General features: G+C 38.4%; 26 protein-coding genes and 1 pseudogene. 22 read left to right on the top strand and 5 right to left on the bottom strand.

From position 1 onward, the window contains the following. Window positions 1-173: 173 nt before the first annotated feature. Entirely contained in the window at window positions 174-734 is a 561-nt protein-coding gene (locus ACX3PZ_RS08940) for a DNA-3-methyladenine glycosylase I (RefSeq protein ID WP_459084067.1), read from the top strand. Window positions 735-763: 29 nt separating this feature from the next. Here the strand turns inward: ACX3PZ_RS08940 and ACX3PZ_RS08935 are convergent, their stop codons facing one another. Both ACX3PZ_RS08935 and ACX3PZ_RS08930 read right to left on the bottom strand, forming a co-directional pair. After that, window positions 764-1,618 (bottom strand): nucleoside phosphorylase, encoded by an 855-nt coding sequence (locus ACX3PZ_RS08935; RefSeq protein ID WP_459084066.1) that lies wholly within the window; start codon window positions 1,616-1,618, stop codon window positions 764-766. A gap of 52 nt (window positions 1,619-1,670) precedes the next feature. Continuing rightward, complete coding sequence (locus ACX3PZ_RS08930) at window positions 1,671-1,994, bottom strand: translation initiation factor (protein ID WP_459084065.1); 324 nt, start codon at window positions 1,992-1,994, stop codon at window positions 1,671-1,673. Between the two features lie 199 nt (window positions 1,995-2,193). Between ACX3PZ_RS08930 and gpmI the strand changes: the two genes are divergently transcribed. The 12 genes from gpmI to ACX3PZ_RS08870 all read left to right on the top strand — a co-directional run bounded on the left by gpmI (window position 2,194) and on the right by ACX3PZ_RS08870 (window position 14,348). Continuing rightward, window positions 2,194-3,726 (top strand): 2,3-bisphosphoglycerate-independent phosphoglycerate mutase, encoded by a 1,533-nt coding sequence (gpmI, locus tag ACX3PZ_RS08925; RefSeq protein WP_459112592.1) that lies wholly within the window; start codon window positions 2,194-2,196, stop codon window positions 3,724-3,726. A 65-nt stretch (window positions 3,727-3,791) separates the two neighbouring features. Then, complete coding sequence (locus ACX3PZ_RS08920; RefSeq protein ID WP_459084063.1) at window positions 3,792-4,769, top strand: acyl-ACP desaturase; 978 nt, start codon at window positions 3,792-3,794, stop codon at window positions 4,767-4,769. 93 nt (window positions 4,770-4,862) lie between these two features. After that, window positions 4,863-5,294: a BT0820 family HAD-type phosphatase gene (locus tag ACX3PZ_RS08915; RefSeq protein ID WP_459084402.1), complete on the top strand. Its 432-nt coding sequence runs from the start codon at window positions 4,863-4,865 to the stop codon at window positions 5,292-5,294. Between the two features lie 6 nt (window positions 5,295-5,300). Next, window positions 5,301-6,110, top strand: coding sequence for a type I methionyl aminopeptidase (gene map / locus ACX3PZ_RS08910; RefSeq protein WP_459084062.1), 810 nt, complete (start codon window positions 5,301-5,303; stop codon window positions 6,108-6,110). Beyond that, window positions 6,111-6,878 carry a class I SAM-dependent methyltransferase gene (locus tag ACX3PZ_RS08905; protein WP_459084061.1) on the top strand — a complete coding sequence of 256 codons (768 nt, stop codon included), beginning with the start codon at window positions 6,111-6,113 and terminating at the stop codon, window positions 6,876-6,878. It begins immediately after the preceding gene. Between the two features lie 45 nt (window positions 6,879-6,923). Further along, complete coding sequence (era, locus tag ACX3PZ_RS08900) at window positions 6,924-7,805, top strand: GTPase Era (protein ID WP_459112591.1); 882 nt, start codon at window positions 6,924-6,926, stop codon at window positions 7,803-7,805. A gap of 70 nt (window positions 7,806-7,875) precedes the next feature. Next, window positions 7,876-8,307, top strand: coding sequence for a DoxX family protein (locus ACX3PZ_RS08895; RefSeq protein ID WP_459084059.1), 432 nt, complete (start codon window positions 7,876-7,878; stop codon window positions 8,305-8,307). A gap of 257 nt (window positions 8,308-8,564) precedes the next feature. Next, complete coding sequence (locus tag ACX3PZ_RS08890; protein WP_459112590.1) at window positions 8,565-10,964, top strand: alpha/beta hydrolase family protein; 2,400 nt, start codon at window positions 8,565-8,567, stop codon at window positions 10,962-10,964. Between the two features lie 279 nt (window positions 10,965-11,243). Continuing rightward, window positions 11,244-11,387 carry a DUF6088 family protein gene (locus ACX3PZ_RS08885; RefSeq protein ID WP_459112754.1) on the top strand — a complete coding sequence of 48 codons (144 nt, stop codon included), beginning with the start codon at window positions 11,244-11,246 and terminating at the stop codon, window positions 11,385-11,387. Window positions 11,388-11,935: 548 nt separating this feature from the next. Next, window positions 11,936-13,360 carry an RHS repeat domain-containing protein gene (locus tag ACX3PZ_RS08880; RefSeq protein WP_459112589.1) on the top strand — a complete coding sequence of 475 codons (1,425 nt, stop codon included), beginning with the start codon at window positions 11,936-11,938 and terminating at the stop codon, window positions 13,358-13,360. Between the two features lie 74 nt (window positions 13,361-13,434). Further along, the gene (locus tag ACX3PZ_RS08875) at window positions 13,435-14,058 is read left to right on the top strand and encodes a TreTu family toxin (RefSeq protein WP_459112588.1); all 624 of its coding nucleotides are present in this window, start codon (window positions 13,435-13,437) and stop codon (window positions 14,056-14,058) included. Between the two features lie 2 nt (window positions 14,059-14,060). Further along, window positions 14,061-14,348, top strand: coding sequence for a hypothetical protein (locus ACX3PZ_RS08870; protein WP_459112587.1), 288 nt, complete (start codon window positions 14,061-14,063; stop codon window positions 14,346-14,348). A gap of 22 nt (window positions 14,349-14,370) precedes the next feature. On the opposite strand, the gene ACX3PZ_RS08865 is transcribed toward ACX3PZ_RS08870, so the two are convergent. Together ACX3PZ_RS08865 and ACX3PZ_RS08860 are read right to left on the bottom strand one after the other, a co-directional pair. Then, a complete protein-coding gene (locus tag ACX3PZ_RS08865) occupies window positions 14,371-14,895 on the bottom strand; it encodes an O-acetyl-ADP-ribose deacetylase (protein WP_459112586.1) in 525 nt (174 codons plus the stop codon). After that, window positions 14,896-15,276 carry a helix-turn-helix domain-containing protein gene (locus tag ACX3PZ_RS08860; RefSeq protein WP_459112753.1) on the bottom strand — a complete coding sequence of 127 codons (381 nt, stop codon included), beginning with the start codon at window positions 15,274-15,276 and terminating at the stop codon, window positions 14,896-14,898. It lies immediately after the preceding gene. A 29-nt stretch (window positions 15,277-15,305) separates the two neighbouring features. On the opposite strand from ACX3PZ_RS08860, the gene ACX3PZ_RS08855 reads away from it, so the two are divergent. From ACX3PZ_RS08855 to ACX3PZ_RS08815, 9 genes and pseudogenes are all read left to right on the top strand, one after another. Beyond that, window positions 15,306-15,785, top strand: coding sequence for a hypothetical protein (locus ACX3PZ_RS08855; RefSeq protein ID WP_459112585.1), 480 nt, complete (start codon window positions 15,306-15,308; stop codon window positions 15,783-15,785). A 150-nt stretch (window positions 15,786-15,935) separates the two neighbouring features. Further along, window positions 15,936-16,523, top strand: a complete 588-nt coding sequence (locus ACX3PZ_RS08850) for a hypothetical protein (RefSeq protein ID WP_459112584.1) — start codon at window positions 15,936-15,938, stop codon at window positions 16,521-16,523. Window position 16,524: 1 nt separating this feature from the next. Continuing rightward, on the top strand, window positions 16,525-17,043 hold the full coding sequence (locus ACX3PZ_RS08845) for a hypothetical protein (RefSeq protein ID WP_459112583.1): 519 nt from the start codon (window positions 16,525-16,527) through the stop codon (window positions 17,041-17,043). A 299-nt stretch (window positions 17,044-17,342) separates the two neighbouring features. Then, window positions 17,343-17,591: a hypothetical protein gene (locus ACX3PZ_RS08840; RefSeq protein ID WP_459112582.1), complete on the top strand. Its 249-nt coding sequence runs from the start codon at window positions 17,343-17,345 to the stop codon at window positions 17,589-17,591. Between the two features lie 11 nt (window positions 17,592-17,602). Then, the gene (locus ACX3PZ_RS08835) at window positions 17,603-18,028 is read left to right on the top strand and encodes a hypothetical protein (protein ID WP_459112581.1); all 426 of its coding nucleotides are present in this window, start codon (window positions 17,603-17,605) and stop codon (window positions 18,026-18,028) included. A gap of 62 nt (window positions 18,029-18,090) precedes the next feature. Beyond that, a pseudogene (locus ACX3PZ_RS08830) lies at window positions 18,091-18,279 on the top strand (RHS repeat-associated core domain-containing protein); the annotation flags it as partial. After that, window positions 18,280-18,669 carry a hypothetical protein gene (locus ACX3PZ_RS08825; RefSeq protein ID WP_459112752.1) on the top strand — a complete coding sequence of 130 codons (390 nt, stop codon included), beginning with the start codon at window positions 18,280-18,282 and terminating at the stop codon, window positions 18,667-18,669. Window positions 18,670-18,786: 117 nt separating this feature from the next. Next, window positions 18,787-19,251 (top strand): hypothetical protein, encoded by a 465-nt coding sequence (locus ACX3PZ_RS08820; RefSeq protein ID WP_459112580.1) that lies wholly within the window; start codon window positions 18,787-18,789, stop codon window positions 19,249-19,251. Window positions 19,252-19,721: 470 nt separating this feature from the next. Beyond that, entirely contained in the window at window positions 19,722-20,228 is a 507-nt protein-coding gene (locus tag ACX3PZ_RS08815) for a hypothetical protein (RefSeq protein WP_459112579.1), read from the top strand. Between the two features lie 106 nt (window positions 20,229-20,334). Here ACX3PZ_RS08815 and ACX3PZ_RS08810 read toward each other — a convergent pair whose 3' ends face one another. Then, window positions 20,335-21,120 carry a glycoside hydrolase family 16 protein gene (locus tag ACX3PZ_RS08810; RefSeq protein ID WP_459112578.1) on the bottom strand — a complete coding sequence of 262 codons (786 nt, stop codon included), beginning with the start codon at window positions 21,118-21,120 and terminating at the stop codon, window positions 20,335-20,337. Window positions 21,121-21,130: the final 10 nt, after the last annotated feature.

The following is a 21,130-nucleotide window of genomic DNA, read 5'->3' as shown; positions in this document are numbered from 1 at the left end:
AGTTCAAACTAATAGTAATGCGCGAACGAGAAAAAGAAGTAGTAGCTTTATTGATTTCTGAGAAGTGGGGTAATGGGTATTGATAAAAATGGAATTCCTGTGGGTGTAAAGGATGCTTATCAGGAGCAATTACTTATTTAAGACCGCTTAAAATCGGACAACAATGACAAAAAATGAACAAAGAGAGATGTGCTTGGTGTGAAAAAGATCAACTTTACCGTGATTATCACGATAACGAATGGGGAATACCTGTAAGAGACGACGAGAAGCTTTTTGAGTTTCTAACCTTAGAGAGTTTTCAAGCAGGACTAAGTTGGTATACCATTCTCTCCAAGCGTGAGAATTTCCGCAAGGCATTTGATTTTTTTGATTATCAAAAAATTGCTCAGTACAAGGAGCAGAAGGTAGAGCAGCTGATGCAAGATGCTGGGATCGTTAGAAATCGTCTAAAAATTTTAGCGACGATCCACAATGCCAAATGCTTCATGCAGGTTCAAAAAGAGTATGGAAGTTTTTCTTCATACCTATGGTCTTTTGTGGACGGAAAGCCCATCGTGAATTTTCCAAAAACGCTTAGTGAGGTACCCGCTACTACGGAAATTTCAGACGCACTTTCCAAAGACCTAAAAAAGAAAGGATTTAAATTTATGGGCTCGACAGTGGTCTATGCTCACATGCAGGCTACAGGAATGGTTAACGATCATTTGATTTCCTGCTCCTTTAAAAACAAATAAGGATTTCAAAATTGAAATCCTTATTTTGCTTAGTTAATGATTCGTTCTAGCACCCAATCAATCATTCTCTTTTCCGAGGCATGATGGTCCGCAACAAATTCTCCTCGTCGTCGGTTGGCCACCACGTTATTCACGGTTAAGGCTTTGTGACCTAGTAGGGCCGAAAGCCCATAAATGGCGGAGGTTTCCATTTCAAAATTGGAAACGCCAAGATCGTTTAGAGTTTCTAAGAATTTCTCATCCACACTTCGAAGTCGCAGTTGTCTTCCCTGAGGTGCATAGAAGCCCGGGAATGTGGCTGTATTTCCATGGTATGGGGCATCCTTATAGTAATGTGCAATTTCTTTGGACTGTTCCGCAAAATAGAGCATTCCTTTAATACGTTCGTATGGGAATCCTTCTAAAAAGGCTTTTGAAAATTTATTCTCAAATTCATAATCGGGGTAGAAATGAAGAAGTCCATCGAGTCCTACGACGTTTTTTGTGACCAGCATTTGGTCAACTTCGATATCGGGATGCACCGATCCGCAGGTTCCTAAGCGAAAAAGCTCTAATGAGGTATGAGAGGTCTTAAGCTCTTTTTTCTCTAAATCGATATTCACTAAAGCATCAAGCTCGTTTAGAACGATGTCGATGTTCTCAGTTCCAATCCCTGAAGACATGACTGTAATTCTTTCCCCACGAAGCGTACCTGTGTGGGTATAGAATTCTCGTTTATTTTTCTTAAGTTCAATCGTATCGAAAAAAGAGGATACTTTGGGAACTCGATCGGGATCGCCCACTAAAATGATTTTCGTGGCAATGTCCTGAGGCAATAAATTGAGATGGTATACACTTCCGTCTGGGTTTAAAACCAGTTCGGAGGCTGCAAGTTTGTTTATCATAAGTTGAAATTGATTTTTATTTTCGAATTAGAAAAAGAGAAAGTAGAGGGGTTTATCCTCCCACACGTTTTGTCTTGTACCCTAATTCCTTAAGAAGCGTCATAATCTTTTCCCGGTGATCGCCTTGGATTATGATGACGCCGTCTTTTTCTGATCCACCTAACGCGAGGCGAGTTTTTAGGGTTTTGGATAAGGCTTTTAGTTCCGATTGAGGGCCTTCAAATCCTTCGATTAACGTGACCGGTTTTCCTGCTCGCGCTTTCTTTTCAAATTTGCAGACCAAAGCTGACTTTTGCTCAAAGACTTCGATCGGTTCTTCTAATTCTTGTTCCTCATGGTCGGGAAACAAATTTTTTAATTGATCTCTTAAATCCATCAGTCAAAATTAGGAATTAATCTGGAAAGTTCCTCCTATTAATAAAGATTATGCTTCAATGGAAAGGTAGAGCAAGAAACGCGAAAGGTTTTCACGCTCTACAACTCTTTATTTCGCCTCTTCCAATTCGATTTTCGCTGATAAAGTAGGAAGGTTGGGAATTGTTTTGGTAATTTTGTAAAAGTAAAATTAGTACATCATGTCAAAAAAAGCAATACTTGCCATACTCGACGGTTGGGGACTCGGAACGGATCCTAGCGTTTCTGCCATCGATCAGGCCTCCACTCCGTTTATGGACAGTTTATATAGAAATTTCCCACACACCACCTTAGAGGCAAGCGGACTAGCTGTGGGACTTCCCATCGGTCAGATGGGAAATTCAGAAGTAGGGCATATGAACCTAGGCGCCGGCCGAGTGGTGTACCAGAATTTGGTGAAATTAAATATGGCTGTGGAAAGTGCCACGTTAGGAAAAGAAAATGCAATCACAGAGGCTTTTGAGTACGCAAAGAAAAACCACAAAAAAGTGCATTTGATTGGACTGGTTTCCAATGGGGGAGTGCACTCTCATATCAACCACCTAAAAGGACTCTTAACGGCCGTTCATGAAAATGGACTTTCAGATTGTACCTTTGTCCATGCCTTTACAGATGGACGAGACTGCGATCCGCAATCGGGCGTGCATTTCATAGATGAGCTTTTAACGCATATGCAAACCACAGGAGGAAGGTTAGCCTCTGTCGTAGGAAGATATTATGCCATGGACCGAGACAAACGATGGGAAAGAGTCAAATTAGCTTACAATGCCATGGTGAAAGGAATCGGAGAACCATCTTACAATGCTCTTGAATCCATTCAGCATTCATACGACGAGGAAATCACAGATGAGTTTTTAAAGCCAATCGTCATGCAAAAGGAAAGTCATCTTCCGATGGCCTTAATTGAAGAAGGCGACGTGGTAATTAGTTTTAATTTTCGCACGGACCGTGGACGCGAAATCACGGAAGTCTTGTGCCAAAGGGATTTTCCAGAGTACAATATGCATGCATTAAATTTGTATTATGTTACGCTTACGAATTACGACAAAGGGTTTAAAAACGTAAAAGTGGTTTTTGATGAAGAAGTTTTGCAAGGTACACTGGGAGAAGTTCTTGAAAACAATGGCAAATCTCAAATTCGCGTCGCGGAAACAGAAAAATACCCTCATGTTACTTTTTTCTTTTCTGGGGGACGGGAAGAACCCTTTGCTAAGGAGAGGAGAATTTTATGCCCAAGTCCGAAGGACGTTCCTACCTACGATTTTAAACCGGAAATGTCCGCCTACGAGATAACCGAAAATATTTTGGTTGAGATTAACAACGAAAGTGCGGATTTCATTTGTTTGAATTTTGCCAATACCGATATGGTCGGTCATACGGGTGTGTTTGAAGCGGCAGTGAAAGCCGCCGAGACCGTCGATTCCTGCATCGAAAAAGTAGCCACTGCAGCCTATGAGCATGGATATTGTGTCTTTATTTTGGCCGACCATGGGAACAGCGATGTGATGAAAAACGAGGACGGTTCGCCCAATACACAGCATTCAACCAATCTGGTTCCTTTAATTGTCATGGACAAAGACCAAGTTTGGAACTTAAAACCAGGGAAACTTGGGGATGTTGCTCCCTCGATCCTTAAAGCTATGGGAATCGAAATTCCAGAAATAATGACGGGAGAGGTTCTGATTGAGCCTTAAATTCCCATCAATGTGTTATGCTAAAAATAATTATTTAACTATCTTGCACCTCAGAAACCAACCCGATGTATAATAAATTAGTGCGACTAGAGGTCATGCGATCCTTAAGTCCAGAAGTCAATTCTTTTATCGATACTTATTTAACGCCTGTAGAAAAAATATGGCAACCTACTGATTTTCTACCGGATCCAACTAGTGACTCCTTTCAAGACGAGGTCCAAGAATTGCAGCATTTTGCGCAGGACATGGAGTACGATTTGTTTGTGACTCTTATTGGAGATTGTATCACAGAGGAGGCCCTACCCAGTTACGAAAGTTGGATTATGGGAATCGATGGCGTTGAACAAGAAAAAAGTGGAGGATGGAGCCAATGGGTTCGATCGTGGACCGCAGAAGAAAATAGACACGGAGACTTGCTTAACAAGTACTTGTATCTGTGTGGAAGAGTAAATATGCGTGAAGTAGAGATTACCACTCAATACCTGATTCAAGATGGATTTGATTTGGGAACCTCAGCCGATCCTTACCGAAACTTTGTCTATACAAGTTTTCAAGAGTTAGCCACCAATTACTCCCACCGACGAGTAGGAACTTTTGCGAAGCAAAGCGGGAATAAAAAACTAGCCAAAATGTGCGCCGTCATTGCAGCGGATGAAGCGAGACACGCCAAGGCATACAAGCATTTTGTAACGCGTATTTTTGAAATGGATCCTTCCGAAATGATGCTTGCTTTTGAAGACATGATGAGAAAGAAAATTGTCATGCCTGCCCATATGATGAGAGAAAGTGGACAGAAAGCAGGAGAGCTTTGGTCTCATTTTTCGGATGCGGCGCAGCGTTGCATGGTGTATACGGCTCAGGACTATATTGATATCCTTAAACAACTTCTTGACGATTGGAAAATTGAGCATTTTGACAACTTAAATGAGTCGGCTCAAAAAGCGCAGGAGTACCTAATGAAACTGCCCTCTCGACTTCAACGCGTAACCGATCGAATTTCCACTCCGGACCAGGAGTACAAATTCAAATGGGTACGCAGTTAACAGAGCGATTCTAAACATTCTATTAGAGCTGGAGTTTCCTAAACATCCGGCTCTTTTTTTGTACCTTTGCACTCGGAAAATAGTTTGAACATGATGAAAAGCAATAAAAAACTGGCGATAGATTTCGACGGTACTATTGTAGACGATGCTTATCCTAGTATCGGAAAACCTAAAATATTTGCATTCGACACCTTGAAAAAACTTCAAAGTGAGGGGTATCGCCTAATTCTATGGACCTACCGAAGCGGCAAAGAACTCGACGAGGCGATTGAATTTTGCCGCAAGCAAGGACTTGAATTCTACAGCGTCAATTCAAGCTTTGAAGGGGAAGTCTTTGATGAACAGAATGCGTCGCGAAAAATTGATGCAGATTTGTTTATTGACGATCGCAATCTAGGAGGATTTCCAGGTTGGGGTGAGATTTACAGAATTCTCGATGAAAAGATTGAATTTCGTGTAGAAGGAGGAGAAGTCCTCGCATTTTCAAAAATGAAAAAAGATAAGAAAAAAGGCCTTTTTTGGTAAACGAATATGATACAACTAAAAAGCATAGAAGAACTAAGACTGATGCGCGAGAGTGCACAGTTGGTTTCGAAAACGCTAGGAATGGTGGCCAGCGAAATAAAACCAGGGGTTACCACCAATTACATAGACAAAATTGCCGACGAATTCATCCGTGATCACGGGGGTATTCCTGCTTTCCTCGGACAGTATGGATTTCCTAAGAACCTTTGTATTTCTCCGAATGAAGAAGTGGTACATGGGATTCCGAACGATAAGCCCTTAGAGGAAGGCGACGTTTTGTCTGTGGATTGCGGTGTGTACATGAATGGCTTTTACGGAGATCACGCGTATTCCTTTGAAGTGGGAGAAGTGGATGAAGAAGTTAAAAAGCTCCTAAAGGTTACAAAAGAATCTCTTTACAAAGGAATCGAGCAGTGCGTTAGAGGGAAGCGTGTAGGGGATATTTCTTATGCAATTCAAACGTATTGTGAATCTCACGGCTATGGTGTGGTTCGTGAGTTGGTAGGGCATGGACTAGGCCGCAAAATGCACGAGGATCCTCAAGTCCCTAACTATGGGAAGAAGGGGAGTGGGAAAGTATTAAAAGACGGGATCGCACTTGCTATTGAACCTATGATTAACCTAGGAACTGAAAAAGTGAAGTTTCATTCAGACGGATGGACCGTGACTACATTAGATAACAAACCCTCGGCTCATTTTGAACACGATGTATGCATCATTGGGGGAAAACCCGTGTTGCTGTCCACTTATAAATTTATTTACGAAGCGTTAGGAATTGAGTCTGACGAAGAAGCTCCTTTTACGCTGGATTTCTAGATGCAGAAACTAGCAAAATACCTTCTAAATGCGTTGCCTCGGCCGATATTAATTCGACTGAGTTTAGCACTTAGACCCTTGCTTTATCTTTGGTTTCGGGGAAAAGACTTTACCGATCCCATTGACAAACGATCCTACCGGAAGTTTCTTCCCTATGGGTATGGAACCCCAAGACCCGGAGCGTTGGCCCCAGGAACTTTAAGTCTAGAAAGACACCGTCAGATGTGGCTTTATCTAGAGAAAGAGACCTCGTTCTTTTCGGATTCCTTGAAAGTCCTTCACATGGCGCCAGAACAGGCTTTTTTTAAGCGTTTCAAACGAATGAAGAACCTTCATTATGTGTCGGCGGACCTGTATTCACCCATTGTCGATGTCAAAGCCGATTTACTTCAATTGCCTTTTGAGAACGAAGAATTTGATGTGGTTTTCTGCAACCATGTTCTTGAACATATTGTGGAAGATAGAAAGGCCATGAGCGAACTCTATCGCGTCTTAAAGCCGGGCGGTTGGGGAATTTTGCAAGTTCCTTTAAAAAGAAGTGAAAAGCAAACCTATGAAGACTTTTCCATTACCGATCCGAAAGAAAGACAAATTCATTTTGGACAATACGACCATGTGCGTTGGTACGGAATGGATTACTTTACGCGTCTTGAATCCGTGGGATTCGAAGTGGAAGTACTTGAGTACTCTAAGAACTTCTCAAAACAAGAGCAAAAGCGCTATGGGCTCAGCGAGAACGAAATTCTACCGATCGTTCGAAAAAAATAAATCGGTAATTTATCCTTAACTTTGCCCTTACTTAAAATTATTGCTGTGAATACGCACAAAGCTGGATTTGTTAATATCGTGGGGAAACCCAATGCAGGGAAGTCAACCCTTTTGAATGCACTGATGGGAGAAAAGCTCGCCATCGTGACGCAGAAGGCGCAAACCACCCGCCATCGAATTTTTGGTATCTACAACGAAGAAGACGTGCAGATCGTTTTTTCGGATACCCCTGGAGTGCTTGATCCTAAGTACGGCCTTCAAGAAAAGATGATGGATTTTGTAAAGGATTCTCTTCAAGATGCAGACGTATTTCTTTTTATTGTCGACATCACCGACAAAACGGAACCTTCTGAATTTTTGATTGACAAACTCAACAAAATTCCTGTTCCTGTCCTTATTCTTGTGAACAAGATCGATATTTCAGATCAAAAAGCAATGGAAGCTGTCATCGACTTTTGGCATGGGAAAATTCCAAAAGCAGAAATTCTTCCGATCTCTGCGATTGAAGGCGTGAACACCGCTTTAATTCTTCCGAAACTAAAGTCATTACTCCCTGATAGCCCGCCTTATTACGATAAAACGCAATACACGGACAAGCCGGAGCGCTTCTTTGTAAACGAGGCCATTCGGGAGAAAATCCTTCTGAATTACGAGAAGGAAATTCCATACTCTGTGGAAGTCGTTACCGAACAGTTTATTGAAAAGGAGGGAGCTATTGTCATTGATTCCATCATTTATGTAGAGAGAGAAACCCAAAAAGGGATTATCATTGGACATAGAGGAGAAGCCATTAAAAAAGTAGGGACTCAGGCAAGGGTTGATCTCGAAAAATTTTTTGATAAAAAAATTCACTTGAACCTTTTTGTCAAAGTCAAAAAAGATTGGCGTAAAAACGAGCGAGATCTCAAGAATTTCGGCTATCGTTAGAAGGATAATGCTTTTTTGCTGCGCGGTTTAAAGGTTTTTTCTTAGTTTTGTTACCAAATCACTACTTTCTATGAATTTTCTAACTTCAATCCACACCCATCCCCGTGTTAATGACTTCATTTTACTAGTGGTACGACTCTTTATCGGCTTTGGAATGATTTCCCATGGATTTCCAAAGATTATGAAGTTGTCCTCTGGGGAGCCGATCGAATTCTATAACTTTCTAGGATTAGGATCTGAGTTTACCTTAGGACTTTGCGTTTTTGTAGAAGTGGTATGTTCGATTTTTGTCATACTAGGACTTTTCACTAGGGGAGCACTTTTATTTCTAATAGCTTTAACTGCAGTAATATCCTTCGTGGTGCACGGTGGAGATTTATTTAGTGACCAAGAAATGGGACTTCTTTACCTAAGCATTTATCTTTTGCTAATGGCTTTTGGTCCCGGAAAGTATTCCATTGACGGAATGATTACAAAGAAAAGAGCGAGTTCTGCTTGGTAAAAATTTTATTACATTTCTTTTTTAACTGACCTTTTTAGGGGAGGATGTCTCTCAAAGCCTGAATTTCTTAGTCGTTTATTTTGATTAAAACGGCATTTTCGCGACGGCATACCTGAACCTTTTTAGAGGCTTGACTTAAGGCCTCAACTCATCTATTCTAAAGAATTAGCGACACTTTGATAAGTTTTGGGCAATTTGTTATGCATATACTCATAGTTTGGTTTAATTTTCCTATTTTCGTGCAAATTGTATAAACTATGAAGTTAAAATTAACTGCCGTTTTACTGGCATTCATGGGTCTTTCCACGGCCCAGGAAAACATTACTTATCAAAAACCTTCTGCAGAAATTCTTAAGCTTGCGGATTACGAAAGAGCTCCTTCGGTCTTTATGGACAGTGGAAGAGAGTGGATGGTATTCTCGTACCGAAACACCTACAAAACTCTTGACGAATTAAACCAAGAGGAAATGCGCTTAGGAGGTCTAAGGATCAATCCCGTGACCAACATCTCAAGTAGCACCACGTATGTCAACAATATCAAAGTAAGAAAGCTTAGTGATAAGTCCGAAGTTCAAGTGAAAGGACTTCCTTCGAATGCAAAAATTGCTAATTTTGGATTCTCACCGGACGAGACCAAACTTGCCTTTACAAACACGACAGCAAGTGGAGTAGAGCTTTGGGTTGTGGATATGAAGTCGGCTAGCGCAAAGAAAATCACTCCTGACAATCTAAATGCGAATTTAGGGTCTCCTTATCTTTGGTTTAGAGATTCAGAAAATCTATTGATTAAAGTAATTCCTTCTAATCGTCCGCAATTAATCGATCCTTCGAAAGACTTACCTACGGGTCCAATCGTTTCCAACTCGGACGGAAGAGTCTCTCAGAATAGAACGTACCAGGATTTACTAAGCAACCCTCAAGACGAAGCTAATTTTGATGCTCTTACCCATTCTGAGCTTCACAAAGTGAATCTTAATGGAGAATCTAGTCCTTATAAAGACAAAGCCATTTATTCTTCTTTAAGCTTTTCTCCCGATGGAAAGTATCTTCTCTCTACGACCATTCAAAAACCTTATTCTTATATCGTTCCTCTTAGCCGATTCCCAATGGTGAGTACGGTTTATGATGAGAGCGGAAAAGAAGTGAAAGTCGTAAATGAAGTCCCAAGAAACGAAATCATGCCAAAAGGATTTTCTGCCGTTCGAATGGGGAAAAGAAGTATGTATTGGAGAAGCGATAAACCTTCCACATTAGTTTTTACAGAAGCGCTTGATGGAGGTGATCCTGCGAAAAAAGTGGAGTACAGAGATCAAATTTCCACTTGGGATGCTCCTTTTACGCAAAATCCAGTGCCTTTCTTTAAGACTCAGCAGCGTTATTCCGGAATTACTTGGACCAATTCGAATTTTGCCATTGTGCATGAGGGCTGGTACGATACCCGTAATACTAAATCCTTCTTAGTGGATTTAAAGACAGGGGACTCTAAAGTCATTGAGGATAGAAACTCGCAGGATGTTTACAGTGATCCAGGATCCTATAGCCGTACTCGCAATGAATTTGGTCAGAGCGTGGTCGATGTTCAGAATGGGAAAGTTCTTCTCATTGGAGATGGATTCACAAAAGAGGGGCAGAAGCCTTTCGTAGATGAGCAGGATTTTAAAACGCTTGCGAAGAAAAGACTCTACACCTCTTCTCTAAAAGGAGCGAAAGAAGATATTATAGATATCATTGATATTAAGAAAGGGACCATTCTCGTATCTCAGCAGTCGGCCAAAGAATATCCAAATACCTATGTAAGAAATATAAAGAATGGCAAAGGGACAGCTGTGACTCACTTTGAAAATCCTTTTGAAAGTTTGGGCAATGTCTATAAGGAAGTGATTTCTTATACCCGTCCAGACGGAGTTCAACTTAGTGGAACGCTTTATTTGCCTGCGAATTACGATCGAGTAGGGAAGAAAGAAAAATTACCTCTTCTTATCTGGGCTTACCCAACAGAGTACAAAGACAAGAAAACAGCGGGTCAAATCACTCAGAATCCTAACGATTTCACATTCCCAAGTTACGGATCGTTTATCTATTGGGTGACCAAAGGCTACGCGGTTCTAGACGATGCAGCCTTCCCAATTGTAGGAGAAGGGACTACAGAGCCTAACGATACCTTTATTACTCAACTTGTGGCCAATGGCAAAGCAGCTATTGATGCTGTGGATAAACTAGGGTATATCGACCGTACGAAAGTAGCAGTAGGAGGTCACTCTTATGGTGCCTTTATGACTGGAAATCTTTTGACCCATTCTAAAGACTACGCCTGTGGAATTGCAAGAAGTGGAGCTTACAATAGAACCCTAACGCCTTTTGGATTCCAAAGAGAGCAGAGGAACTATTGGGACAATCCAGATTTGTACAACACCATGTCGCCGTTTATGCATGCGGATAAAATGAAAACTCCAATGCTTTTAATTCACGGAGATGCGGATAATAATCCAGGAACCTTTACTTTGCAGACTGAGCGTTACTTCCAAGCTCTAAAGAATCTTGGAGCGCCTGTAAGAATGGTATTACTTCCTTTAGAAGCGCATGGATATGCAGCGAAGGAATCTGTATTACACACTCTTTGGGAGCAAGAGCAGTTCCTAGACAAATGTCTAAAATAGTACTGCAGTAAAATACATTATAGATTATTCAAGAAAAACGGTTGTAATAAATGCTTTACAACCGTTTTATTTTTTGATAATAGGTGATATACGTAATACACTAGTTAATGTCCTTAGTACACCAACTGATATACTTAATACATCAGTTGAAGAAAGGGAAAGAATCGAGGTGATTAAATTATTTATTTAAATTGAATTTGGTCGCAAATGTTTCCTAAATTTGCGACAATAATGCATGAAAATAAATATGTAAAGCATTGATTTTAAAATCCTTGAAAAATAAATAAAGCGAAGAGGGGTTCGCTTTTTTATACGGAAAATTTTCTTTCATATGGAAATTATAAAGCTGTTTCTACAGCCTTAAAATGGTTGGTGAATGAAAGTGAACTTTCTAGAGTTGCACGTGGAATCTTTGCTATTTAGAAAAAGATCCTTACTTGGGTATAATTTCACAAACAACAGAAAAAATCGCCGAATCTATCTAAATTTACCTGAAGAAAATAGATTAAAAGCATTTAACCGTATTGCTGAGAAATAGAATAATTTCGCCATTGGTAGTTGAAAGGATGACAATGTTCGAGGTGTTTATTCGTGAAAAGGCGACTTTTATGTTCTTGATATTCAAGATTGAAGCACAGGATTGTCTGCGTGAAAATAGGGTCTGGCTTACGAAATAAACAGATTGGTCCTTGAATTCAGAAACCAATCCTATTTAACATAATATAAATTATAGGGCAAAGTTGTGTTCGGCTTGATACTTTTCTAACAAAAAAATAATGACTTCTTTAATAAAAATTTATTTTATTCCATCAAAGTTAGTATACAGACAGTCGTTTAAAGGTTTCGTACATGAAAACTTAAGATAAGTTATAATATATAGCATCAAGGATGGACAACTTTGAGTAAACATCATTCTAATTTCGTTATTTAATAACATCAATATCGCTTTGCTAACACGATTCGCGATGTTGATGATTATTCATATACGTACTTACTATAGTATATATTTATCAATTTTAAGACACTTGCTCTGCAGTTTCTCAGGACTTCCCCTAGAGACCCTCACGCGTCACAAACGAACAGCAAGCGATGCAGAGACCTCCCTCAAGGAGCGCAAGCTCTACGACTCCTCCAATCGCCTCACCCACCATTACCATAAGGTAGACTCGCGAGCAGAGGAGCTTCTAAGTCACTTCACTTACGATGAGGCGCAGAGGCTCTCGAGTAAAAAGGTGGGAGGCACTCTAAGTGCTCCCTTGCAGGAGGTAAACTACAGCTACAACATTCGGGGTTGGCTCACTGAGGTAAACAACCCCCAGAATCTAGGATCCGACTTGTTTGGTTTTACACTTCGGTATCAAAACCCCGTAGCGGGCACAGGGTCTTTGGCGAAGTACAACGGCAATATATCCCAGATGGATTGGAACTCTAAGAGTGCTAGTCCCCTTCTAAGGCGCTACAGCTACCGCTACGATACTGGCGATAGGCTTTTGGGGAGTTATTACTCCAAACCCGGCTCCTCAGATCTAGCCTCAGGGGCTTACGATGAGCACCTCACCTACGATCTAAATGGGAATATTAAATCTCTTACCCGCTACGGAGAGAGGGATCAGTCGCCTGTCCAGAAGATCGATCAGCTGAGTTACACCTACTCGGGAAATGCCCTCGTTAAGGTGGTCGATCAGAGTGGAAGTCCTCTAGGCTATCCTTTGGGAGGAGCTACGATCGCTTACGATGCCAATGGCAATATGACAAGTCATATCGACAAAGGCATCGCTCAAATTAAATACAACCCTTTAAACCTTCCCACGAAAATCGTGGGGGACACCCTCACGACTTACACCTACTTAGCCGATGGCACCAAACTAAGAAAGACCTATGGAACTAAGACCACTGAGTACCAGGGCGCGTTCCAATATGAGGGTTCTGCCACAGCGCCCCTCTTACAGTTTAGTAAGACCTCAGAGGGGTATTACGATTTTGTAAAAAACGCGTATATTTACCAGTACGTGGATCACTTAGGAAACATTCGGGTGAGCTATTATAAAAACAGCGCAGGCGTTCTTACCCTTCTAGAAGAAAACAATTACTATCCCTTTGGGCTAAAGCACAAAGGATACAACTCGACCTCAAGTGCTACGCCCAGCTATCAGTACAAGTACAACGGCAAAGAACTGCAAGAAACAGGGATGTATGACTACGGAGCGAGATTCTATATGCCGGATATTGGAAGATGGGGAGTTGTAGATCCGCTGGCGGAGAAGATGACAAGACATAGTCCTTATAATTATGCTTTTAATAATCCATTCGTTTTATTGATCCTGATGGACGACAAGGAACAGACTGGGTTCACAATAGGCAGACCAATCAGGTTTATTGGAACAGCAGTGCAGTAAGCCAGGCAACAGCCGGAGCAAACGAAACCTATTTAGGGAAAAGCGGAACTTATTCAGGAGCAGACGGTTCTTATGTGAACCTAGCTCCGAATGCCACATTTACCAACACATCTTTTAACCCGTCAAATATTGGATTGGGAATAAATCTCGACCCGTTAATTCAAGGTGGAGATAATGCGCCTTTGATGAGTCAAATGGCTTTTGGAAACTCAAATGATCCGAATGCTGCAACAATAGGACCTATTCCCGACTCTCGTGGGAAAACAGATATCCAAATGTTGGTTTCGGAAAATCCTTTGGTGCAAGGCGCTGCTCTAGGACTACTTACTGGAGGAACTGGAAACGCAATAAGAGGTCTTTTAACTAAATCGGCAGCTCAAGATATAACAACGGTAGGTCGTTGGATGTCAAATGCTGAATATACTACAATGTCAAAAACCGGTCAGATGATTGAAGGAGCAGGAGGACAAACGTTTGTAGCAACGGGAGGAGCCGATGCTTTTACTGCTGCTGCAAGAGGTTCAGTATATGCTGAGTTTCAAGTTCCAACGAACAGTCTTTTGCAAGGAGGGCAAGCGAATTGGTTTAAAGTAATTGGTCCAAATGCAGGTAAAGCAATGCAAAGTGCTTTGCAGAAACAAGGAGGTCAAGTGCTTCCTCAGATAAAAAATCTTTCTGAAATTATAAAAGTAAAGTAAATATGGAGAACGTAAAGGACATAGATTGGTTTAAGCGTGAAATGGCTTCTTATTTTAATGAGTACGAACTAATTTATAAATTTTTTGAACAAGGAGATTTTGGTTCTTTAAATCAAATTGAATTCAATTCGGAAAAAATTGGCGGAAACATTGATTTATGGGGGTTAGGTTCAATAGGTATATTCGTTTGGGACTATGAAAAAAATGAAGAAATATTGAATATACTTTTAAGTCCTAATCAGGACAAGGAAAAAATAGAAGCCTTAGATAAGTTGAAAGAATTACTATAATAACAAAGCAGAGTTTTAAAAATTAAAACTCTGCTTTGTTATTTAGAAGATTATAATAAATATTATAATTTTCATCATCATAACAAACGAAAACAATCTTTTCTATAAGATTGTTATTTTTTATAAAATCAACTATTGTATCAATAGCAATTTGAGCCGCCTTTTTTTTAGGGAATTTATATATTCCTGTGCTAATGTTTGGGAATGCAATAGTTTTAATTTTGTATTCTACGGCAAGTTTTAAGCTGTTATAATATGCTAAGGAAAGAAGATTTTCTTCATTATTATTGCCTTCGTTCCAAACGGGTCCAACTGTATGTATTACATATCTAGCAGGCAGTTTTCCAGCAGATGTAATAACTGCTTCTCCAATTTTACAACCTCCTTGTTTGTTACGTATTTTTTGACATTCCTCAAAAATTATTTTACCACCATTTTTGTGTATTGACCCATCAACGCCACCACCGCCTAACAAAGATGTATTTGCCGCATTTACAATGGCTTCAACATCTATTTTTGTAATATCTCCTTTTATTAATTTAATCATTTACAACGCCGCAATATTTTTAAATTTAGCAGCTTTAATAAGTCCGTCAATAGTATAGAAAATATTCTTTTTATCTTCTTCTGGAAGTTGTTCAATATCCTGCAAACGTTGCAGGTTTTTTTTATTCAAACTCATATTCTCAGACTTGCCCAATAAATAATCCAGAGTCACATCCAAAGCGTCCGCTAATTTAGATGTCACTTCAATAGAAGGCTTAATCTCTTCACATTCATATCTTCCGATAATCGGCGCAGAAGTTCCAAAATTTTTAGCAAGGTCATTTTGTGACCATTTAAGTTGCTTTCTTACTAATATGATTTCTGTCTGAAAGTCATAATAAAGTGCTTTAAAATACCTTAAATCAAAGTATAAGACAAAAATAAAACACTTTTAGGTAATAAAAAAATAAAATGAAAGTTGCGCAACTGAAACCTATATATTATACCCTCACGACTTACACCTACTTAGCCGATGGCACCAAACTAAGAAAGACCTATGGAACTAAGACCACTGAGTACCAGGGCGCGTTTCAATATGAGGGTTCTGCCACCGCTCCCCTCTTGCAGTTTAGTAAGACCGCAGAGGGGTATTACGATTTTGTAAAAAACGCGTATATTTACCAGTACGTGGATCACTTAGGAAACATTCGGGTGAGCTACTATAAAAACAGCGCAGGCGTTCCTACCCTTCTAGAAGAAAACAATTACTATCCCTTTGGGCTAAAGCACAAAGGATACAACTCGACCTCAAGTGCTACGCCCAGCTATCAGTACAAGTACCAGGAACAAAAGTTGCAAGAGACTGGTTTCTACAGTTTTAAGTGGCGTCAATATATGCCGGATGTGGGAAGGTTTTTTAATATTGATCCGCTTTCTGAAAAATACGCTTAGCAATCGCATTATAATTTTTTTGAAAATAGAGTTATTGATGGTAGAGAATTAGAGGGTCTAGAACACATAAGTATTCATACTGCTAGTTTTGCCGGTTTTAATTCGTTTGGAGGTCCTCTTCCTGTCCCTACCTCAAATCCATATGGAGGAATGTATGTTAGAATTCAAGGTCCATTTAAAGGCGATGGGGCGAATAGACAATTTGGAACAGATCCAAATGCTAGTTCTAGAGTATATGGTATAGTTGATCTAGATTTGGGAGCTAATTCAGCTAAAGGAACTTTATCAAATGTTGTTGCAAGAGGTTCAGAATCTCACGATTTATCTAATGGAGAATCAACATATTCTAAAGCCACCTTAAGTGCTTCAGTTGTGAAAAGTTATAATCAGGTTAAATTAGATATGCATTTATCAGGAAGTAATGCTTTAGTTCCTATATCTCCTGATATTGATGTTAAGCCTTCAATGACTATTACAACAACAGCCTTATCTGACGGAAATAAAATGCTAAATATTACAGGGACTGTAAGTGGCGACGGTTTTCCGTCTAATGAAACTTATATTACTGGGCAAAATGGAGTCGGTGTTACGTTAGGTAATTTCAATGCAAATGCAGGTTCAATTAGTGGGCCAACCACTTCTTTACGAGGAGATAATAGCAGACCAATGTCTCAATTTAATCAAACGATTTACTTAGATAAAAATGATAATATAACTAAACCTCCAAAAAGTTGGTAATATGCATAGAGTAATAAATTTTTGTTTGCTATTAATCTTGTTTTTAAGTTGTAGTAAAAATTCTTCAAAAAATATAACTTACAATATTCCTAATAATTATAAAGGTGTGATTGTAATCGTTTTTGAAGAAAAAATTAAAGAAGAATCTTCAACCTTTAAAATACCAGGAAATGGTATTTTATATTCTCAATATTTACAAAATAAAGGAGTTTTTAAAAATCAATATTTTTATATTGAAAAGAATAAAATAATTAAACAGATTGAAAATTATGATTATCAACAATATCATAATAAATTGAAAGATGGAAGTATTTACGTATACGATGTGTACGATGGAAAATTTAGTATTAAACTTAAAAATAACTCAAACAAAAATTCTAATACTTACAGTACTAATGATATAAAAATGATAAATTGGGTTTATTTTACCATTGGAGATAATGAAAACCAAAGATATGATTTAAGAAAAAAAGCAAATAAAATTATTGATAGTTTACAACAGCAATTTAATAAAGAATAAGATTTTCATATAAGAATTATAAGTTTTGGCGTTTAAGACATTACCTCATTCTATTTTGTTAAACAAATTAAAGCAGAACAAGATTTAGCAATTTTATTCAGAGGAACTTTGTTAATCATAGAAATTAAAGATTTCAAATTCAGAGCTCCAAGGAGGAATCCCATAAGTGCGTTTGATAAAATTAGATTTGACTTTAAAGGAGGAATACAAAAAGCTTGAAGACAAACTTGAAATGGGCAATGCTACGTTCAGGATCGTAGGTTGTCAAAAGTATTATTAGTTTAAGTGCTGATCAAAATATGTTTACTGGTGGCGGTGGATCTAAAACTGTTGCTGGTCAAAATTCTATAAAAGCAACAATGACAGGAACAAGTCATACTAACATTGATGATTCTATGACTCCTTATTTAAAACCATTAATACAAAGAACGGATCAAGCTGTAAATCCAGTAAAATGGTTTCAGAATGTTAATTGGAATAACTTTCAGGTTCAGCCAAATGTAAGAACTGGAGACCAACAAAAGAAAGGAACTGGATCAGGTTCATAAATTGGATTAATATGAAAAAGAAATATATAATTATTATTTTAGCACTATTGGTAGTAATAGGATTTTTAAATATTAAAATTGCTTATAATTTTTCTCCTGCATATCCTTTTCATCAATTTATTTTCGATGTATTTAAATCAGAATCTATAAGTTTTGATATTAGTAATTATCCCAATAATTTTTTTATTATAGATATGGAAATACTACTATCAATAGTAATATTTACACTTACAGTTTTCATTAAAAACTCTAAATATATTTTATATTCTTCAATACTTTTATTGATTGTTTGGATTAAGAATATGATTTTATTCAAAGGAATTATCGAACAAGATATATATTTAAGTTCATCAATATTATTTTTAATTAGCCTTTTGGTATTAAATATTTTGAACTTTTGTATTGTTGACCTTCTCCCAAAAAACAGGATCAATTAAAAGTAGAGATTTTTCGATAAAATAATTAATTTTAAACAAAGGAAAATCTAATGAATACGCCCAGCTATCAGTACAAGTACAACGGCAAAGAACTCCAAGAAACAGGAATGTATGACTACGGAGCGAGATTCTATATGCCGGATATAGGGAGATGGGGTGTCGTAGATCCGTTGGCAGAGAAGATGCCGAGCTGGTCTCCTTACAGTTACAGCTTCAATAATCCGATAAGGTTCATCGACCCCGATGGAAGAATGCCAGTGCCTCCAGATGATCATTTCAATCAATATGGAAAATTCTTATATACGGATAATAAGACGACTAACAATATCGTAATACACACGGTATTTGGAAAAACCCATCAAGAAAGCATCCAATTTGCTAAAATGCAAGCTCCATGGCAAAGTACAGAATTGAAAGATATGAACTTTGATTCCGCCAATTTAGGTACTTTAGCAAATATTGCAAAACACTACGCTAAAGATGCCGGTATAGATGTAAACAACCTGTCGAATAAAGATTTTTCGGTAGGTGCATTCAACAATGTTCACTATGAAGGAGGGCAGCCATATGGTACCAATGAGTCATATAATGGTGGTAAGTACTGGGGGCGCAAAAGGGCATCTTGGACAACCAGATGCTAAACATAGTAAGATCTACGAAAATCAAAAACAGCAGCCTCTTTATAAACTTACAACGCCAAATTTCAAAGAACATGTCGAGCAAAAGATAAGGTATTATAAATCAAAAAATGATTAATTATGTTTAAATTATTTACATCTATAGTTTTTATTATATGTTTGGTGAGTTGTACTGGGCAAAGAAAAGAAATGCTAATAAACAGTCAAAAAATTTTGTATGATTCTGCTAACGCTGCTGACAAATCTTTTCAAATAACGGTAATTACTATCTTAGAGTACCAAAATAGCACTCATCTAACACATGCTGAATTAGAAAGTTTTTACATGTTAGCTGCAACAGACACGCTGGATTTAAGATTAGAAAATATTGACAAATCTAGTGATGGGTTATCGACAAGATTGAAATATAAGACTTTTGTTAAAAAGCGAGAGAATGAATATAACAATATCACTTTTGTTAAAAATGTTGAAAGCTGGGAGATTAAAAATAGGATTAGTAAAGTAAAAATAAAAAAGGATCCCAATTACAAAATACTTGCATTGATAGCCTTATGGGAAAATAATAATCCACATAAAATACAATAAACAACTCCCGCCTTTTGGCGGGAGTTGTTTATTTTACAACGCTGCAATATTTTTAAGTTTTGCGGCCTTTATAAAGGCGTCAATGGTTGCGAAGATGTGATTTTTTGTATCGTTGTCCAGTTCCTGTATCGCCTTCAGTTTTTTCAGCGTATCGTTATCGATCTGCTCGTATTCACCGATAGTATTGGAAGAATTGGAGGTTTTGTCATAACAAACGTTTTGAAGTAGTTAATAGGAAATAGCATTCCTGAGCTCCACTGGATTATTAATTTTCTTAATCTATAATGCACTAAATATACATTTAAATTATTTTCTTATTCAAATGCTATTGTTTTTTTTTCTATTAACGAGGTATAAATTCACTGTCATATTCTTAGAGAAATAAAGCCCGTCACAATTATGCATCCAGGATCCATTTGTGGCATTTCTAGAATATTAGTAAATTGAAAACTCATTTAAACCCTAGACTTATGAAAAATTTAGTTTTAGTAGGTGCAATGGTTTTAGCCGTTGTTTCCTGTAATAAGAAAACAGAAACCACTACGGTGGAACCTATTGACTCCAGTGGAATTTTTATTGATGAAGCCAATGTAACCGATTCTACCCTTGCTAGTACTAGCACCTGTTATTTTGAAGCGATTGGTAAGGACACGCTCTTTGCAAAGATTAACAACAATCTGGGAACAATCACAGGGAGTTTACGGTATAAAAACTTTGAGAAAGATAGTTCATTCGGAGATTTAGCTGGAATTGCAAACGGAGATACCTTGAAAGTGGATTATGTATTTCAGGCGGAAGGAACTACTTCGACGCGTGAAATCTGGTTTCTTCAAAAAGACGGCAAACTCATCGAAGGAATTGGAAAATATGACGATTCTGGAGAGCGTTACGCCACTCCAAAAGTGGTAAAATTTGAAAGTGGTCATAGCTTAACAGAGGCCGATTGCAATCTGGTTGCATCGAAACTAAAGCCTTAGATTGCCTCTATTAAAAAGGTAATTACAAGTAGTTTAAAAGAAAAATGCAAGCGGATAGGCTTGCATTTTTCTTTAGAAAAAAAAAATTTTATTGATAGGTTCTTTTTTATTGATAAACGCGGACGTAATCAATATAGAATTTCTGAGGATAAATACTTGGGTCTACCCCTTCTTTCCCACCCCAGTCACCTCCCACGGCCTGATTTAAAATGAGGTAAAAGGGCTGATCTAGTGGCCAAGCTTCATAGGTTTTTTCCTGATTTTCGTAGGTGTAGAATTTAACGTCATCAACGTATACATCCACTTTTTCAGGCGTCCAATCTAGCGTATAGACGTGGAACTTGTCCATGGCATTTTTCACGTATAAAGTATCTGTTTTCTGGGTGTTTATTACGTGATTGTATTTCTGCGTATGAACTGAGGAATGAATGAAACCAGGATTGTAACCTACATGTTCCATAATGTCAATTTCTCCGTCCTTTGGCCAGGATTTCATTTTCTCGCTCATCATCCAGATTGCAGGCCAAGTCCCTCTCCCCTTGGGAAGCTTTGCACGAACTTCTATACGTCCATAGGTCCATGTCTGCGTGGATTTTGTCTGCAGTTTGGCAGACGTATATTCATTCTTATCCCAAGACTCTTTGTGCGCTTCGATGACAAGCTTGCCCTTTTCTACGCGCGCATTTTTGAGTCTGTTTTTCGTGTAGTACTGGAGTTCATGATTTCCAAAGCCACTTCCCCCCTCTTCAAATTCCCATTTTGATGAATCAGGAAGTCCTTGGTAGTTGAATTCATCACTCCAGACGAGTTTTAAGCCGTCTTTCTCCAGCGGGACTTTGGTTTGACAAGAAGTGAGTGTGGCAAGTACTAAAACTGCAATTAAACTTTTCATACCTTATTTT

This window comes from Chryseobacterium sp. A321 (assembly GCF_054489265.1).
The sequence above is the reverse complement of the archived record's forward strand: the minus strand, read 5'-3'. Positions and strand labels throughout refer to the sequence as shown.

What these genes read in the sequence shown, in the direction of transcription:
- ACX3PZ_RS08935 (WP_459084066.1), bottom strand. Translation starts at nt 1,618, where the DNA reads ATGATAAACAAACTTGCAGCCTCCGAACTGGTTTTAAACCCAGACGGA.
- ACX3PZ_RS08855 (WP_459112585.1), top strand. Translation starts at nt 15,306, where the DNA reads ATGAAAGTTGCGCAACTGAAACCTATATATTATACCCTCACGACTTAC.
- ACX3PZ_RS08895 (WP_459084059.1), top strand. Translation starts at nt 7,876, where the DNA reads ATGAATTTTCTAACTTCAATCCACACCCATCCCCGTGTTAATGACTTC.
- ACX3PZ_RS08840 (WP_459112582.1), top strand. Translation starts at nt 17,343, where the DNA reads ATGTTTACTGGTGGCGGTGGATCTAAAACTGTTGCTGGTCAAAATTCT.
- ACX3PZ_RS08915 (WP_459084402.1), top strand. Translation starts at nt 4,863, where the DNA reads ATGAAAAGCAATAAAAAACTGGCGATAGATTTCGACGGTACTATTGTA.
- ACX3PZ_RS08815 (WP_459112579.1), top strand. Translation starts at nt 19,722, where the DNA reads ATGAAAAATTTAGTTTTAGTAGGTGCAATGGTTTTAGCCGTTGTTTCC.
- ACX3PZ_RS08825 (WP_459112752.1), top strand. Translation starts at nt 18,280, where the DNA reads ATGCCAGTGCCTCCAGATGATCATTTCAATCAATATGGAAAATTCTTA.
- ACX3PZ_RS08905 (WP_459084061.1), top strand. Translation starts at nt 6,111, where the DNA reads ATGCAGAAACTAGCAAAATACCTTCTAAATGCGTTGCCTCGGCCGATA.
- gpmI (WP_459112592.1), top strand. Translation starts at nt 2,194, where the DNA reads ATGTCAAAAAAAGCAATACTTGCCATACTCGACGGTTGGGGACTCGGA.
- ACX3PZ_RS08880 (WP_459112589.1), top strand. Translation starts at nt 11,936, where the DNA reads ATGATTATTCATATACGTACTTACTATAGTATATATTTATCAATTTTA.
- ACX3PZ_RS08850 (WP_459112584.1), top strand. Translation starts at nt 15,936, where the DNA reads ATGTATGTTAGAATTCAAGGTCCATTTAAAGGCGATGGGGCGAATAGA.
- ACX3PZ_RS08845 (WP_459112583.1), top strand. Translation starts at nt 16,525, where the DNA reads ATGCATAGAGTAATAAATTTTTGTTTGCTATTAATCTTGTTTTTAAGT.
- map (WP_459084062.1), top strand. Translation starts at nt 5,301, where the DNA reads ATGATACAACTAAAAAGCATAGAAGAACTAAGACTGATGCGCGAGAGT.
- ACX3PZ_RS08870 (WP_459112587.1), top strand. Translation starts at nt 14,061, where the DNA reads ATGGAGAACGTAAAGGACATAGATTGGTTTAAGCGTGAAATGGCTTCT.
- ACX3PZ_RS08930 (WP_459084065.1), bottom strand. Translation starts at nt 1,994, where the DNA reads ATGGATTTAAGAGATCAATTAAAAAATTTGTTTCCCGACCATGAGGAA.
- ACX3PZ_RS08940 (WP_459084067.1), top strand. Translation starts at nt 174, where the DNA reads ATGAACAAAGAGAGATGTGCTTGGTGTGAAAAAGATCAACTTTACCGT.
- ACX3PZ_RS08890 (WP_459112590.1), top strand. Translation starts at nt 8,565, where the DNA reads ATGAAGTTAAAATTAACTGCCGTTTTACTGGCATTCATGGGTCTTTCC.
- ACX3PZ_RS08810 (WP_459112578.1), bottom strand. Translation starts at nt 21,120, where the DNA reads ATGAAAAGTTTAATTGCAGTTTTAGTACTTGCCACACTCACTTCTTGT.
- ACX3PZ_RS08835 (WP_459112581.1), top strand. Translation starts at nt 17,603, where the DNA reads ATGAAAAAGAAATATATAATTATTATTTTAGCACTATTGGTAGTAATA.
- ACX3PZ_RS08865 (WP_459112586.1), bottom strand. Translation starts at nt 14,895, where the DNA reads ATGATTAAATTAATAAAAGGAGATATTACAAAAATAGATGTTGAAGCC.
- ACX3PZ_RS08920 (WP_459084063.1), top strand. Translation starts at nt 3,792, where the DNA reads ATGTATAATAAATTAGTGCGACTAGAGGTCATGCGATCCTTAAGTCCA.
- ACX3PZ_RS08820 (WP_459112580.1), top strand. Translation starts at nt 18,787, where the DNA reads ATGTTTAAATTATTTACATCTATAGTTTTTATTATATGTTTGGTGAGT.